Source organism: Hymenobacter daeguensis, assembly GCF_054780555.1.
The window spans coordinates 1-14,531 of the sequence record NZ_BAAGWC010000002.1 but is presented as its reverse complement, the minus strand read 5'-3'; the positions used below and the strand labels follow the sequence as shown (position 1 = coordinate 14,531).

Annotated in this window: 13 protein-coding genes; 8 read left to right on the top strand and 5 right to left on the bottom strand. The window is 63.5% G+C overall.

Translation table 11 applies throughout. The annotated features are described in order from the left end of the window. Positions 1 to 30 precede the first annotated feature (30 nt). Both ACYVHT_RS03730 and ACYVHT_RS03725 read left to right on the top strand, forming a co-directional pair. A complete protein-coding gene (locus tag ACYVHT_RS03730) occupies positions 31 to 729 on the top strand; it encodes a hypothetical protein (RefSeq protein ID WP_460548096.1) in 699 nt (232 codons plus the stop codon). Between the two features lie 40 nt (positions 730 to 769). Further along, entirely contained in the window at positions 770 to 2,980 is a 2,211-nt protein-coding gene (locus ACYVHT_RS03725) for a sensor histidine kinase (protein WP_460548094.1), read from the top strand. 79 nt (positions 2,981 to 3,059) lie between these two features. Here ACYVHT_RS03725 and ACYVHT_RS03720 read toward each other — a convergent pair whose 3' ends face one another. Beyond that, positions 3,060 to 4,694, bottom strand: coding sequence for an NADP-dependent glyceraldehyde-3-phosphate dehydrogenase (locus ACYVHT_RS03720; protein ID WP_460548091.1), 1,635 nt, complete (start codon positions 4,692 to 4,694; stop codon positions 3,060 to 3,062). A gap of 171 nt (positions 4,695 to 4,865) precedes the next feature. Here ACYVHT_RS03720 and ACYVHT_RS03715 point away from each other — a divergent pair, with 171 nt between their 5' ends. Continuing rightward, complete coding sequence (locus tag ACYVHT_RS03715) at positions 4,866 to 5,294, top strand: hypothetical protein (protein ID WP_460548089.1); 429 nt, start codon at positions 4,866 to 4,868, stop codon at positions 5,292 to 5,294. A 49-nt stretch (positions 5,295 to 5,343) separates the two neighbouring features. Next, the gene (locus ACYVHT_RS03710; protein ID WP_460548087.1) at positions 5,344 to 6,801 is read left to right on the top strand and encodes a hypothetical protein; all 1,458 of its coding nucleotides are present in this window, start codon (positions 5,344 to 5,346) and stop codon (positions 6,799 to 6,801) included. Between the two features lie 6 nt (positions 6,802 to 6,807). On the opposite strand, the gene ACYVHT_RS03705 is transcribed toward ACYVHT_RS03710, so the two are convergent. Further along, positions 6,808 to 7,491: a carotenoid biosynthesis protein gene (locus ACYVHT_RS03705; RefSeq protein ID WP_460548085.1), complete on the bottom strand. Its 684-nt coding sequence runs from the start codon at positions 7,489 to 7,491 to the stop codon at positions 6,808 to 6,810. A gap of 165 nt (positions 7,492 to 7,656) precedes the next feature. Then, on the bottom strand, positions 7,657 to 9,159 hold the full coding sequence (gene crtD / locus ACYVHT_RS03700) for a 1-hydroxycarotenoid 3,4-desaturase CrtD (RefSeq protein WP_460548083.1): 1,503 nt from the start codon (positions 9,157 to 9,159) through the stop codon (positions 7,657 to 7,659). A 170-nt stretch (positions 9,160 to 9,329) separates the two neighbouring features. Between crtD and ACYVHT_RS03695 the strand changes: the two genes are divergently transcribed. Together ACYVHT_RS03695 and ACYVHT_RS03690 are read left to right on the top strand one after the other, a co-directional pair. Next, the gene (locus ACYVHT_RS03695) at positions 9,330 to 9,539 is read left to right on the top strand and encodes a hypothetical protein (protein WP_460548080.1); all 210 of its coding nucleotides are present in this window, start codon (positions 9,330 to 9,332) and stop codon (positions 9,537 to 9,539) included. Between the two features lie 37 nt (positions 9,540 to 9,576). Then, positions 9,577 to 10,473: a prohibitin family protein gene (locus ACYVHT_RS03690; RefSeq protein ID WP_460548078.1), complete on the top strand. Its 897-nt coding sequence runs from the start codon at positions 9,577 to 9,579 to the stop codon at positions 10,471 to 10,473. An 84-nt stretch (positions 10,474 to 10,557) separates the two neighbouring features. Here the strand turns inward: ACYVHT_RS03690 and ACYVHT_RS03685 are convergent, their stop codons facing one another. Then, positions 10,558 to 11,754 (bottom strand): class I SAM-dependent rRNA methyltransferase, encoded by a 1,197-nt coding sequence (locus tag ACYVHT_RS03685; RefSeq protein ID WP_460549055.1) that lies wholly within the window; start codon positions 11,752 to 11,754, stop codon positions 10,558 to 10,560. Positions 11,755 to 11,835: 81 nt separating this feature from the next. Here ACYVHT_RS03685 and ACYVHT_RS03680 point away from each other — a divergent pair, with 81 nt between their 5' ends. Continuing rightward, positions 11,836 to 12,315: a GNAT family N-acetyltransferase gene (locus tag ACYVHT_RS03680; protein WP_460548076.1), complete on the top strand. Its 480-nt coding sequence runs from the start codon at positions 11,836 to 11,838 to the stop codon at positions 12,313 to 12,315. Positions 12,316 to 12,339: 24 nt separating this feature from the next. Here the strand turns inward: ACYVHT_RS03680 and ACYVHT_RS03675 are convergent, their stop codons facing one another. Beyond that, positions 12,340 to 12,786, bottom strand: a complete 447-nt coding sequence (locus ACYVHT_RS03675; RefSeq protein ID WP_460548074.1) for an SRPBCC family protein — start codon at positions 12,784 to 12,786, stop codon at positions 12,340 to 12,342. A 521-nt stretch (positions 12,787 to 13,307) separates the two neighbouring features. Between ACYVHT_RS03675 and ACYVHT_RS03670 the strand changes: the two genes are divergently transcribed. Then, positions 13,308 to 14,531 (top strand): hypothetical protein (locus ACYVHT_RS03670; RefSeq protein WP_460548072.1); only part of this gene is annotated, 1,224 nt, incomplete at its 3' end.

Here is a 14,531-nt window from a genome sequence, read left to right as displayed (position 1 = left end):
CAGCGATAACAGACGTTAACTGACAATCCCATGCCGCAAGCCCCGCCGCCGCCGCCGTTGTTGCGTCCCGCCATTATCGAGCTCCGATACGATAGCCAGAAGAAGTTCTGGGCTGCTGCACGCATGTACGAAGGACTGCTGTACAAGCCGGAATACGGCGCAAATACAGACACCAGCATGGTTCGGACATTCAAGATAGGCTATGCCGAAGAGGCTGGCAGTCGGGACATATTGCTGCGCCTGACGCATTCGTTGGGCCACTTGCCAGCCACCGGCGACCATACGGTGCTATATTGGAAGGTGGCCCGCGCAGATGTTGAAAAACTGAAGCAACTCCATGACTCGCTGAAAACGAAGCTGCCTCAAAACCAGCTTACTTCTGTGGAGAGCCCTAGCGCTTATGAAACAGGCGGCGCTACTCCCACCGTAGCTGCACACAGCATTTTACAGGATGCAACATCGGGTACCTTGCTGGGCCTGACCATTAATCCGCCCGTCCCGACAGATACCTTGCCGCAGGATGAGAACGGCTTTACGTCTATCCCTTGGGACCGGGCAAAGCGCCGTTGGGGCAAGCTCATTTTCCTGGGGCTTTCAGTCTTTGGAGTTGGTGGCTTGGCGTTTGGGGCTGGCAAACGTAAAGGGGCAACTGAAGAGAGGGAGAGGGAAATAGCGCGGCAACGCCAACTCCGGGAGGACAGTGACACCGCTGGTCTTGTCGGTGGATGAAACATAAGCACATCTATTGAGGGCCGCAATTCTTCTGCTGATGAAACCCTGGCTGCTCCTGTTGTTTCTGCTGCTCGCAGGCCTGCCTGCCGTCCCCGGCCAGGCCCAGACGCGCCCGGCCGACAGCCTGCGCGCGCTGCTACAAGCCAACCCGCAGGCCGACACCATCCGCGTGCGCCGGCTTCAGGCCCTTAGCATGGAGCTGCAAATGATGGCGTTGCCCCGCGCCATTGAGGCCATGAAGCAGGCCTTAGACCTGAGCCGGCAATTGCGCGACTCGGTGGGCGAAGGCCGGGCCCTGATGCGGCTGGCGACATTCCACCGGCGGGCGGGCGACAATGTGACGGCCCAGCGCTACAACCAGGAAGCGCGGGTATTCTACAAGCGGCGGCGCGACCTGACCGAAATAGGCAAAACATACCAGCAGGAGGCCTGGATTGAATTACAGCTGGAGCATCCTACCGTAGCGCTCCAGGCCGCGTTGCGGGGGCTGCCCTACGCCGAGAAAGCGAACGATAAGATAGGCATGACCCGCCTGCAGGTCATCATTGGCACGATATACGTGCAGCTGGAAAATGCTAAAGAAGCCATTGCGGTGCTACGGCCGGCCTTGCGCAACGCCGAAGCCCTGAACGACAAGTATATGATAGCCGGTGCGCTGAATATGCTGGGCAACGCCTACCGAATCCAAAAAAACTGGCCGCTTGCGGTGAGCTACCTGCAAAGGGCTGTGCGTGAAAACCACGAGGTAAACGACCTGGAAAGCGCCCGGATAGATGAGATTAACCTGTCGGAACTATACGTGAAGCAGGGCAACCTGGCACAGGCACTCCACCACGCCGACCTGGCCCGCACTACCGCCCGCGCTGCCCAGGATGCTTACAACCTGCCCGCCGGCGAACTGGCCGTGGCCCGTATCCACCTGCTGCTTGGCCGTACCGACAGTGCACTGGTGCTGGCGCGGCATGCGCTGGCGCTGAGCCAGGTTTCGCACAATAAAGAGAGCCTGCGCAATGGCAGCGACATCCTGGCCCAAGCCTATGCAAAACTGGGCGATTTTGCCAATGCCTACCACTACCAGCGCCAGTGGGTAGCCTACAAAGACTCGGTGATGGGCGAGGATACGCAAAAAAATACCGCCGCCCTGCGCTACGGCTACGAGCTGGACAAGAAGCAGGACCAGATACTGCTGCTGCGGCAGCGCCAGCAAATCCAGGCCCAGCGGGCCGAGCGGCAGCACCAGGAAATGCTGGGACTGGTGGCCGGGCTGGTGGGCCTGGCGCTGCTGGCCGGCCTGCTGGCCCGCAACATCTTCCTGAAGCAGCGGGCCAACCGGGAGCTGAACGCCAAAAACGAACAGATTGCCCTGCAGCGCGACCGGCTGGACCAGACCCTGACCAAGCTGAAAGCCACCCAGAGCCAGCTGGTGCAGAGCGAGAAGATGGTGGCCCTGGCCGCCCTCACGGCCGGCGTGGCCCACGAGATGCAGAACCCGCTCAACTTCGTGAATAACTTCTCGGAAGTGAGCCTGGAGCTGCTGGCGGAGCTGGAGGAGGAGCGGCAGCTTTCGACGCACGACCCGGCGGTGGTGAATGGCCTGCTCGCCGACCTGCGCCAGAACCTGCGCAAAATCAACCAGCACGGGGTGCGGGCCTCGGGCATTGTGAAGGGCATGCTCGACCACGCCCACGCCGACCCCGGCCAGATGCAGGCCCTCGACCTCAATGCCCTGGTGGAAGACTACCTGCGCCTGGCCTACCACAGCCTCCAGGCCAAGCACCGCGACTTCACCGTGGCGCGCGTGCTGGACCTCGACCCCGCCCTCGGCCCCCTGCATGCCGTGCCCCAGGAGCTGGGCCGGGTGCTGCTCAACCTCTTCACCAACGCGTTTTATGCCGTGCACGAGAAGGCCGGGCGGCTCGGAGCCAGCTACCAGCCGTCGGTGCGGGTGCGGACGCGCCGGCTCAGCGGCTGCGTGGAGCTGCATGTGCGCGACAACGGCGGCGGCATTTCGCCCATCGTGATTGACCGCATCTTCGACCCGTTCTTCACCACCAAGCCCGCCGGCGAGGGCACCGGCCTGGGCCTGTGGCTGAGCTACGACATCGTGACCAAGGGCTACGGCGGCACCATTGCGGCGCGTTCCGATGAGGGCGCGTTCACGGAGCTGGTCGTGACCCTGCCGCAGGACCAGCGCCCGCCGGCAGCGCCACAGGTGGAAGCCGTTGGTGCGGCCAGCGCGGAAAAGTAGCGCGAACCTTGTCGTCCGCGTCCCCGCGCCATTGGTTTGTGCAGGGACGCGAATGGCAAAGTTCGCACTACGGCAACCGCTACAGAATGAAGCGCGTGCTGAGGAAGCTGCTTTCCTGCCCGTCCACTATTTCGTTGAGCAGGTGCTTGTTGGCATCGGTCATCTTGGTGGCCACCACCGTGCGGATGCTGAACGAGCGCAGGGCGTCGTACACCGAGAGGGTGCCCTCGGCCGAGTCTTTGCGGCCGGTGAAGGGGAAGGTGTCGGGCCCGCGCTGGCACTGGGCGTTGATGTTCACGCGGCTCACCTGGTTCACCAGCTGGTCGACGAGGCTGGCCACTTCCTCCGATTCGGAGCCGAAGATGCTCACCTGCTGGCCGTGGTCGGAGTCGATGATGTACTGAATGGCCTCGTCGGTGCTGGCGAAGCTGGCCACCGGCACCACGGGGCCGAACTGCTCTTCGCGCCACACCTTCATGCCGTCTTTCACGGGGTAGAGCAGGGCGGGGTACACCAGCGGGCCGCTGGCGGTGCCGCCGCCTTCGTTCACCACGCGGGCTCCGTGGGCTTCGGCATCAGCAATGACTTCGGCCAGGTAGGCGGGCTTCTGCGGCTCGGGCAGCGGGGTGATGTTCACGCCCGCGTCCCAGGGCATGCCGGGCTTCAGCTTGTTGATTTCGGCGGCGAGGCGCTGCACGAAGGTGTCGGCAATGCTCTCGTGCACGAGGAACATCTTCAGCGCCGTGCAGCGCTGGCCGTTGAAGCTCAACGCGCCCAGCACGGCTTCCTTCACGGCCACGTCCAGGTCGGCGTCGGGCATCACGATGGCGGCATTCTTGGCGTCGAGCCCCAGAATGGCGCGCAGGCGGTTGCTCTTGGGGTGCATTTTCTTGAGCGAATCGGCCACGCGGCTGCTGCCGATGAGGCCCAGCGCGTCAATCTTGCCCGAGGCCATGAGGGCCGGCACCACGGTGTTGCCGCGCCCATACACGGTGTTCACCACGCCTTTGGGGAAGGCTTCGGTGAAGGCCTGCAGCAGCGGGAAGTGCAGCAGCGTGCCGTGCTTCGGCGGTTTGAACAGGACCGTGTTGCCCATGATGAGGGCCGGAATGAGCATGCAGAACGTTTCGTTCAGCGGGTAGTTGAAGGGACCCATGCAGAGCACCACGCCCAGCGGCGAGCGCCGAATCTGGCCGATGATGCCTTCGGTGATGGTGAAGCGCGACGAGTCGCGGTCGATGTCCTTGAGCGCATCAATCGTGTTGCGGATGTAGTCGATGGTGCGGTCGAACTCCTTCTCCGAGTCGGCCGTCGACTTGCCAATCTCCCAGAGCAGCAGCTTCACGATTTCGGCCTTGCGGGCCACGATGAGGCGGGTGAATTTCTCCACTGCCGCAATGCGGTCGGCCACGCTCATGTTGGGCCATTCGCCCCGGCCGTGGTCGTAGGCGCGCACGGCGGCATCGAGGGCTTTGAGGGCTTCGGCCTCGTCGAGCAGCGGGTAGGAGCCGATGACGCGGGGCTTGAGGCTGCCGTCGGGCTGGCGCTCAAACATGGGCGAAGTGACCTCCTGGGTGGGGCCGGCCCACTCGCGCAGCTCGCCGTCGAGCAGGTACTGGCGCTGGTGCAGCGGCTCGGCCAGCCGCCAGGCTTCGGGAATGGCCGCCGCGTCGGGCGGGAATAGTTGGGTCAGGTTTTCGGTGGTAACAGACATGGCTGAATGGGAAACCGATGGGAAAAAGTGCGGTGCGAACCTACACACCAACAAATGAGCGCCGAAATGTTCGGCGCTGGGCCGCCGGCTGGCTGGTTCTCACGGGAACGATTGCGTGGCGCAGATGCGGGCAAAAACCGCTATGTTTCCATTCAAATTATTTTACTGCTTATGTCGCTGCACCTGCTGCTTTTGCTCAACTTCGCCGTGGCGGCCTACCTCACCGGCCTTATCTGGACGGTGCAGGTGGTGCATTACCCCGGCTTTGGGCTGGTGCCGAAGCCGGCGTGGGTGCCCTACCACGCGGCGCACACCCGGCGCATGGGCCAGGTGGTGATGGCCCCGATGGTGCTGGAGCTGGGGCTGGCCATCTGGCTGGCGTGGGCCGGCCGCGCGGCGCTGCCCGGCGGGGCCGGCTGGTGGAGCCTGGCGCTGGTGGCGCTGGTGTGGGCGGCCACGTTCTTCATTTCGGTGCCCTTCCACAACCGGCTGGAAAAGGGGTTCGACTACATTGCCATCGACGGCCTCACGCGCACCAACTGGCTGCGGACCCTGGCCTGGACGGCCCGGGCCGGGCTGCTGGGCTGGCTGCTGGGGTAGCCGCCCACCCCCTTGTGTCCCGCTGCGTCAGCTGCTACTTTGCTGCCACATGAAGCGCCTCCTGTTCCTGTTGCTTTTCCTTTTCACCAAGCCCGCCGGTGCCCAGCCGCCGCCCGGTAGCTACGGCCCGGCCGTGACCGTGGAAGTGAGCCGGGTGCATTGCCTGGTGCGGTTCGTCGAAACGCTGGCCGGCAGCAGCGGCACGCACGTCGGCTCGCGGTGGATGTTTGAGCAGAGCCGCTTCAACACGCCCGCCGCCCGCCGCTGGCTAGCGCGCTACCAGCGCCTCGACCGCGAGCCCGGCTTCCAGCGCGAAGGCTACCCGGCCGGCCGGCTGGGCGCCCAGGCCACTACCGGCCCTGCCTACCTGGCCGCCACCGCCGACGCCCGCGACCTGCCCGACCTGCAGCGCCGCACCGTGGGCCTGCTGCCCAACGAAGTGCTGGTGCGCCTCGACAGCGTGTACCGCTACTTCGAGCCCGCCTTCGATACGCTGGCCTGGCAGCCCCACGCCGCCGAGCTGGCCCGCCTGCAAACGGCCTACGCCCAGTTTCTGAAACAAAGCCAGCTCATGCGGCAGTTTGGGCTGCTGCGCACGTTTTATGGCAGCGTGTGGCCCGATGACCTGCCCTACCGCATCCTGCTCAACCCGCAGCTGGGGCCGGGCAAGGGCTTCACCAACAAGGCTTCGGTGAGCGGCAACGTGGTGCTGCTGAACTGCCACCCCGCCTCGCGCGACTTTGTGGGCGGCAGCACCATTATGTTTCACGAGATGTGCCACTCGCTCTCCACGCAGCAGCAGCTGGCGCTGCAGCAGCAGCTGGAAAGCTGGTACCTGCACAGCCCTTCGCTCAACCGCCGCTACGCCTACAACCTGATGGAGGAAGGCCTGGCCACGGCCGCCGGCGAGTGGATTCGGACCAGGCAAACCGGCCAGCCCGAAGCCGGGGAGTGGTATGCCGACGACTACATCGACCGCTACGCCCACGCCCTCTACCCGCTGGTGGCGGGCTACACCGAGCGTGGCCAGCCCATCGACAGTGCCTTTGTGCAACAGGCTATTAGCCGGTTCGACGGCCTTTTCCCGCAGGCGGCCAGCGACTACGTCAACCTCTTCCGCAAGGTGCTGTACTGGACCGATGCCGAGGATTTCAGCGCCGCCACGCGGCCGTTTCGGGACCGGTTCAACAGCACCTTCACCGGCACTGCCACGCCCATCCTGGGCTCGGCCGAGGCGCTGGCCATGGCGCAGAGCGGCAATTACCTGCCGGTCATCCTCGTCACGCAGCAGCACGCGGCCACGCTGCGCTACCTCCGAAAAAACCTCCCGGCACTGCGCGGCCCGCGCCTGCGTCCGGAAGAAAATTTCCTGTTCAGCGCTACCGGTCCGAATGGCCCGGTGGTTCTGGTGAATGTCCACGACCCGGCCCACCTCGCCGCGGCCGCCGCGCTGCTGAAGCAGCAAGGACATCTGAGCCCGAAGCAGCCGCTGCTGCCTGTGAAATAGCCCCGCCTAGCGCAGCGTACCCAGCAAAAAAAAGAACAGCAGCTGCGTGAGGTACACCAGCGGCACCAGCGGGTTGCGCTTGGGAAAAGTGGCCCGGTTGAACAGCAGCTGCAGAATGCAGGAGAAGATGAACCAGTCGCGGAAATTCTGAAACGGAATGATGTTGGCCGACCAGTGCCAGAAGTCGTAGGTGCCCGCCACCGGCTCCAGGCAGGCATCGAAGCCCACCATAAGGGCGGCGGCCAGCAGAATGCGCGCCAGCTCGGGCAAGGGCAGGTAGCGGGCCAGCGTGCCGCACACGTACGTCAGCACCAGCCAGTTGAGGCCGATGAGCGGCGGCACGCCCTTGAAGGGCTGCTGGTCGAACAGCTTGAAGCCCAGCGTGTCGCCGTAGCTGTAATGCCCAAACAGCAGCCCGTTGGTGTTCACGCCAATGAACTCGGCCGCGAAGCCCAGCAGCCCCACCGACAGGCAGAACCCCCAGAAGCTGCCGCCCGGGCTGGGCTGAAACCATAGCAGCAGCGCGGCCGTGAGCACCAGCGTGAGCGGCGTAAACCGCAGGTAGAAGCCGGGGTCCTGGGAAAAGGCCAGCCCCACGAAGCCCGTGAGGTGAAACAGCAGCACCAGGCCCTGGGCCACGCGCAGCCGGCCGGTGTTCACGGCCGGTAGCGGCTCAGTATAGTCAACCATAGAAGGGAATGAGGAGTGAAGAATATCCGGCCTGTCATCCTGAGCATGTCGCGCATCAGGCGAGGGCGAAGGACCTTATCACGTAAGCGGCGGTTGGGAGTTGCTGCAGGTTGTTCTTCGGTGATAAGGTCCTTCGCCACGCTCAGGATGACAGACGATTATTGGTCATTCCTCATTAATAAGATTCGAAACGATTTTGGCTGACAGCAGGCACAGCGGAATGCCGCCGCCCGGGTGCACCGAGCCGCCGCAAAAGTACAGCCCTTCGAGCCGCCCCGAAAAATTGGGGTGCCGCAGAAACGCCGCCAGCGGATTGTTGGACGAGCTGCCGTAGAGCGCCCCGCCAAAGGAAGAGGTATCGGCGGCAATGCCCGGCGGCGTCCACACCCGCTCGGCGGCGATGAGCGGCTCAAGCTCCGTGCCCAGGGTCAGGCTAAGCTTACGGAGCACGGCGGCGCGGGTTTTTTGCGTGAGGGCGGCCCAGTCCTGGCCCTGGTCGTGGGGCACGTTCACCATCACAAACCAGTTTTCGTGGCCGGGCGGCGCGTCGGCGGGCGTTTTTTTGGAGGTGATGTTGACGTACACCGTCACGTCATCGGCCACGGTCTTTTCTTCGAAAATAGCCCGGAACTCGGCCCGGTAGTCGGCCGAAAAGAAGATATTGTGCAGGTCCAGCTCCGGAAATTCGCGGGAAATACCCCAGTAAAAAATCAGGGCCGACGAGGAGCGGGGCTGGCCCAGGGTGCGCTCCGGCGCGGGCTGGCCGGGCAGCAGGCGGCGGTAGGTGGGCACCACGTCCATGTTGCTCACCACCCGGCCAAAGTCGTACACATCCAGCGCCGTCCGCACGCCCGTCACCCGCTTCCCGGCCGTAATTATTTCCTCCACCGCCTCATTGTAGCGGAACTTCACGCCGAACTCCTCGGCCAGCCGCACCAGGCTTTCGGCAATGGCATAGATGCCGCCCTCGGGGTAAAAAGCCCCAATGCCGTGCTCCAGGTGCGGAATCATGCTCAGCGTGGCCGGGGCCTGGTAAGGGTCGGAGCCATTGTAGGTGGCGTAGCGGTCGAACAGCTGCACCAGGCGCGGGTCGGAGCCGAAGGCGCTTTCGTGGCGCTGGTGCATGGTGCCCAGCAGGCCCAGTTGCGGCAGCGCCGCCACGGCTTTCAGCGTTTCGGGGCTGAAGTAGGTGCCCGCCTTGTGCAGCGACTTGTGCAGAAACGTATCCGCCGTGGCCTCATACGCCCGCCCGGCGCGGGCCAGAAACGCAGTCACGGCCGCCGCCGGGGTGCCCAGCCGGGCGGCTACCTCGGCCGCGAACTTCGCGGCATCGGCCCAGGCCGTGAGGCGGGTGCCATCGGCAAAGAAGTAGCGGGTGATGGGGTCGAGGCGCTGGTAGCGGAAGTAGTCGGCGGGCACGCGCCCGGCCAGCCGGAACAGGTCGTCCACCAGCTGCGGCAGGGTGAAGAGCGAGGGCCCCATGTCGAAGCGGTAGCCGCCCGGCAGCACGAACTGCTGCATCTTGCCCCCAAACGTGGGCCCCGCCTCAAATACCGTTACGGCGTGGCCCGCCACGGCCAGCCGCACCGCCGTGGCCAGCCCCGCAATGCCCGCCCCGATGATGGCCACGGGCTGCCGGGGCGCAGATGAAAGTTTTTTACGAAACACTGACGGCATAACGCGCAAGGGGTGGGCAGAGGTTTTAACGACGGGCAGAATGGCCGTGTGGTGCCACCTGTAATGCCGGATGAGAACGGACGATAAAACTCGTGGAAAGCTGCCCGGCAGCGTTGCCGCAGTAGTCTGCCCGCATATTTCGGTAATTAACACAAGTCGCCATGTCTGCTAACATTACTTCCGGCCTGCGGCCAGTGTTCTGGCTTCTGTTCTACCTGGGGCTGCTGCCCTGTGCCGGCACCCGGTGCCTCGACTGGCTGAGCCGACCTTCCGACTGGTGGCTGGGCTGCGGAGTGCTGGGCCTGCTGATATTAGCAGCCGGTGTTGTTTTTTCGCTCCGCCAAGTGGGCCGGGCACTCTGGCGGTACTGATTTTATGCTCTTTCACCTTTTCACCTGCATCAGCTAAATGGCCAACATTCAATTTCCCACCGAGCGCAGCTGGCTGAAACCGCTGCTTTACCTTGGCCTGCTGCTTCTGGTGTTCGTCGGCGGCTGCAGCCTGGTTAAAGTTGAGCGCATCGACGCGGGCAACGTGGGCATCAAAGTGAACCTGGCCGGGTCCAGCCGGGGCGTCGACGACATTACCTATACCACGGGCTGGGTGTTCTACAGTCCCCTGAGCACGGCCGTGCACGAATTTCCGATTTATACCCAACACAAAGAATACGAGGAGTTTGAGGTGCAAAGCAAAGACGGCTCCAGCTTTGGCGTCGCGCCCAGCCTCAACTACTACATCCAGTCCGATAAGGTAGACGACATTTTCCGGCAATACCGGCGGCCGCTGCCGGCCATCGAAGACGGCTTCCTGAAAACGGCCGTGTACGAGGCCTACCGCGTGGCCACCAACCGCTACACCGCCGACAGCCTCATCAGCAACCGGGGCACCTACGAGGCCCAGGTGAAAGCCAACCTCGTCAGCCAGCTGCAGAATCTTGGCTTCATCGTGCAGCAAATCACCACCAAGCTGGAGCCGCCCGCTAGCCTCAAAGCTGCCATCGACGCCAAGAATACCGCCGTGCAAACCGGCCTGCAAACCGAAAACCGCATCCGCCAGGCCGAAGCCCAGGCCCGCATCAACATTGCCGAAGCCGAAGGCCGCGCCAAGGCCATCCGCATTGCCGCCGACGCCCAGGCCTATGCCAACGAAAAGCAGCAGCAGTCGCTTACGCCGCTGCTGGTGCAAATGCGCTGGATTGAAGCCTGGGAAAAAGGCGGCAGCAACGTGCCCACCTACACCTCCGGGGCCGGCGGCAGTCAGTTTCTGCTCCAGATGCCCGCGCCGGGGGCGGCGGGCAATAAGTAGCAATAAAGCTTTAGAGAAACTAAAAACGCCTGTCATCCTGAGCGCAGCGAAGGATGACAGGCGTTTAGCTTGACGCAAATCGTTCTATTCCACCGCCAGCACCAGCCCCTTCAGATAAGCGCCTTCCGGGTGGAACAGGCTCACCGGGTGGTCGGCGGGCTGGGTGAGGCGGTGCAGGATGCGCGCCGGCCGGCCCGCCTCGATGGCCGCCGCCAGCACCGCGCCCTCAAACAGCTCGGGGCTAACCACCTGGCTGCACGAGAACGTGAACAGCAGTCCGCCCGGCGCGAGGTGCGCAATGCCGGCCGCATTCAGGCGCTTGTAGCCCATGAGGGCGGCGTGGCGGGCGCCCATGTGCTTGGCAAAGGCGGGCGGGTCGAGCACCAGCAGGTCGTACTCGGCCGAGTGGTTTTTCAGGAAGCCCAGCACGTCGTCGGGGTAGGCAGCGTGGCGGTCGGCGTGCTCCGACAGCTCGGCGTTGCGCTCGGTGAGGGCAATGGCCTTCTTGCTGCTATCCACGGAATGCACCAGCTCGGCGCCGGCCTCCAGGGCATACACCGAGAAGCCGCCCGTGTAGCAGAACGTGTTGAGCACGCGGCGGCCGGGCGAGTAGCGGGCCAGCAGGGCGCGGTTGTCGCGCTGGTCGATGAAGAAGCCGGTTTTCTGGCCCGTTTCCCAGTCCACGGCAAACAGGTGGCCGTTTTCCTGCACCACGTGCTCGTTGCCGCTGCTTTCGCCAAAGAGGTAGCCATTCTTGGCCTCGGGCACGGCGTTGCCGGGAATGGTTTCGGCGCTCTTGTCGTAAATGGCGCGCAGCTTGTCGCCGAACACCACGCGCAGCGCGGCGGCAATCTCGGGCCGGGCGCGGTACATGCCGATGCTGTGGGCCTGCACCACGGCCACGTCGCCATACACGTCGATGATGAGGCCGGGCAGGCCGTCGCCCTCGGCGTGCACCAGCCGGAACACGTTGGTATCGGCGGTGCCGGTCAGGCCCAGGCGCTGGCGCAGGGCGTAGGCATTGCCCAGCCGGGCTTCCCAATACGCGGCCGTGGGCAGCATGGCATTCGCCCCAAAATCCAGCATCCGCACGGCAATGGAGCCGCCGCCCGAGAAGTGGCCCACGCCGAGCAGCTCGCCGTCGATGGCTTCGACGCGCACGGGCGCGCCCTCCTGCGGGTCGCCCTTCACGCGGGCAATGGCGCCCGAGAACACCCAGGGGTGGCGGCGGCGCAGGCTGTGGTCTTTTCCGTTTTTGAGGACGATGGTGGCGGGATTCAGCATAGGGGCGCAAAGGTACGGCCGGTAATGTGCGAACTTTACGTTCCGGTTTCCGCTACACTCCTCCCGCCAGTCCCACCCATGCCCGCTGCCTTTGCCATCATCGACTTCGAACCCGCCCACCAGCAGGCCTTCCGGGCCCTGAACTACGAGGTGAGCTACGAATGGATTTCGCGCTACTTCAGCGCCGAAGCGCCCGATAATCAGGCCCTCGACTACCCCCAGCGCCGCATCATCGACACGGGCGGCCACATTCTGATGGCCGTGGGCACAGACGGCGAAATCCTGGGCACCTGCGCCCTCGTGAAGGAGCACGACGGCGTGTATGAGCTGGCCAAGATGGCGGTTTCGCTCCGGGCCCAGCGCCGGGGCATCGGCTACGCGCTGGGGCAAAGCATCCTGTGCAAAGCCCGCCAGCTGGGGGCCCGCCGCGTGGAGGTGCTGCTCGATGCCGACATGCAGCCCGCCCTGGCCCTCTACGACAAGCTGGGCTTCCGGCCCGCGCCGCTGCGGCCCATGCCCTACTACCGGGGCGATACCTGCCTGGTGCTCGACCTGTAAGCTGCCAATCAGCTGATAAGCCAGCTAAGGCTTGCCAAACCAGCGCCGGTAAATGGGCCTGCGCCAGGCAAACTGCGCCCACATGGCGGGGTAAATCAGGGCGTCGAGCAGGGGCGAGGCGGTGCGGTACTCCAGGTCGTCCACAATGATGCTGCCGCCGTGGGGGCCGGGCTCGATGCGGTGGCGGTGCTGCCAGTAGCGCAGCGGCGGGGGCAGCACCCGTCCCTCATCCACAAAGAATTGGGTGCCGTCGGGCTCCTGGCCATCGGCCACAATCAGCGCAGTCCAGGGCAGGCGTTTCACCAGCGTGTCCAATTCAATGTGCACTTCATCGCCGGTGCGGCAGCCATCGAAGCGCCGCACGCGCAGCTTCGGATACGGTGGCGCTAAGGCCACGAACAGGGCCCGCGTGAAACCAGCCAGCACTTCGGCGGGCAATTGGACTACGGCAGTTTTGAGAAGGACGCGCATGGGAACAGCTAACGCCGGACAAAGCCATTTGTTGGCATTTCGCTCATCCGGGCGGCGCTTGGGCAGCCGGCCGCTTTGCCAGCGTACGGCCGTTATTTTAAGCATAAGTAAAAAAAATATTGGATATGTTTAACAACTAAAATACTTTAAATCAGTGTTTTATAAAAAATCAGATTGGTTTTTTATTAACAATTATTGAAATTATTACGCTGTGTGTTGCAAGGACATGTATTTCACTATATTTGTTATGTAACTGGTTTGTTACAATAAAATCAGTGAATACTTAAAAAAATAGGACATGTCTGCTAAAACCCTCCGGCCCACCGGACAGCTGATGAGCTGCTACCCCGGGCTGCATCCGCCGTAGCCCGCCCGCCGTCAGAAGCGCCGACAGACGGTTTTTACCAGCAAGTCCATGGCATACAGAGCCACCCGCCGAGAGGCGAAAGTGCAATGTTCTAATTACCAAGAAACCCACTCTCAAAACACCATTTATTTCACCCTTTTTACAATTTTCAAGCATGAAAATACAGCTTCTTCTTCGCCGACTGGCGTTGGCGGTGCCGCTGCTTGGCTTCAGCATGCTGGCCGAGGCCAGTCACTTCCGCTTTGGCTCCATCACCTTTCAAACGAATGGGGCAACCAACCGCGACGTGACCATCCGGGTCACGGAGGCCTGGCGCGATGATGCCTTCACTACCACGCCGCCTGTGCTGGGCCAGGTGGTTGATGTGGGCACCACCCTGGACTTTGGCGACGGTACTTCTACCCCTACCTTTATTACGGTAACAACCGTTGGCCCAGGGTATTTCTACGGCGAGTTCGTGGTGAACCACACCTATGCTGCCGCTGGCAACTACACGGTGGCGAGCAGCTCGTGCTGCCGCATCAGCACCCTGCAAAACAACGCTGATGGCAACTTCTACTTCTCTACGGTAGTCGCGGCGGGCAATGCCAACGACTCCCCCGTGTCCACGCTGCCCCCCATCGTGAACCTGCCCACCGGCCAGGCCACGGCCAGCTATTCGCTGCCGTCGAGCGACCCCAACGGCAATCCCCTGACTTACACGGCTGCCACCAATGCCGACCTGGGCAGCGTTGGCTTTACCAATGCTCCCGGGCTTGTCGTAAGCCCTACGGGGGTGGTGACGTTCAGCACGGTAGGTAAATCGGTAGGCCAGCTCTACAACGCAGTGGTGAAAGTATCGGATGGTACGACGAGCATCATTCTTGACCACATCATCCAGATTTCCAACGTGGCTTCGAACGCCGCGCCGGTATTCACGGCCCCCACGCCGGCCAACGGTACGGTGTACACCATCAACCCCGGCCAGCTGCTCACCTTCTCGGTGCGCGCGACCGATGCGGATGCCGGCGACAACGTGAACCTGCAGGCCCTGGGCGTACCCGCCGGTGCCTCGTCGGTGCCTGCCCTGCCTACTTCCGGCAACCCGGTGCAAACCGTGTTCAGCTTCACGCCTACCGTGGCGCAACTTGGCAACTACGTGCTGAGCTTCATTGCGCAGGACAACAGCGGCACACAAACCACCACGTCGGTTACCATTCAGGTACAGGCTAACCCCTGCAACCCGAACGCGAACACGCCGGTGGCGGGGACGGACAACTTCACGGCTTCGTGCGGCCCGCTGACGGTAACGGCGGCGCAATTGCTGGCCAACGACACGAGCCCCAACGGCACGCCCCTGGCCATCGGCAGCGTGGGCGGCGGCGGCAACGGCACGGTG

Excerpts from the sequence above, each read along its gene's own strand:
- ACYVHT_RS03695 (WP_460548080.1), top strand. The coding sequence starts at position 9,330 with ATGTCTGCTAACATTACTTCCGGCCTGCGGCCAGTGTTCTGGCTTCTG.
- ACYVHT_RS03710 (WP_460548087.1), top strand. The coding sequence starts at position 5,344 with ATGAAGCGCCTCCTGTTCCTGTTGCTTTTCCTTTTCACCAAGCCCGCC.
- ACYVHT_RS03705 (WP_460548085.1), bottom strand. The coding sequence starts at position 7,491 with ATGGTTGACTATACTGAGCCGCTACCGGCCGTGAACACCGGCCGGCTG.
- ACYVHT_RS03675 (WP_460548074.1), bottom strand. The coding sequence starts at position 12,786 with ATGCGCGTCCTTCTCAAAACTGCCGTAGTCCAATTGCCCGCCGAAGTG.
- ACYVHT_RS03720 (WP_460548091.1), bottom strand. The coding sequence starts at position 4,694 with ATGTCTGTTACCACCGAAAACCTGACCCAACTATTCCCGCCCGACGCG.
- ACYVHT_RS03690 (WP_460548078.1), top strand. The coding sequence starts at position 9,577 with ATGGCCAACATTCAATTTCCCACCGAGCGCAGCTGGCTGAAACCGCTG.
- ACYVHT_RS03730 (WP_460548096.1), top strand. The coding sequence starts at position 31 with ATGCCGCAAGCCCCGCCGCCGCCGCCGTTGTTGCGTCCCGCCATTATC.
- ACYVHT_RS03725 (WP_460548094.1), top strand. The coding sequence starts at position 770 with ATGAAACCCTGGCTGCTCCTGTTGTTTCTGCTGCTCGCAGGCCTGCCT.
- ACYVHT_RS03680 (WP_460548076.1), top strand. The coding sequence starts at position 11,836 with ATGCCCGCTGCCTTTGCCATCATCGACTTCGAACCCGCCCACCAGCAG.
- ACYVHT_RS03715 (WP_460548089.1), top strand. The coding sequence starts at position 4,866 with ATGTCGCTGCACCTGCTGCTTTTGCTCAACTTCGCCGTGGCGGCCTAC.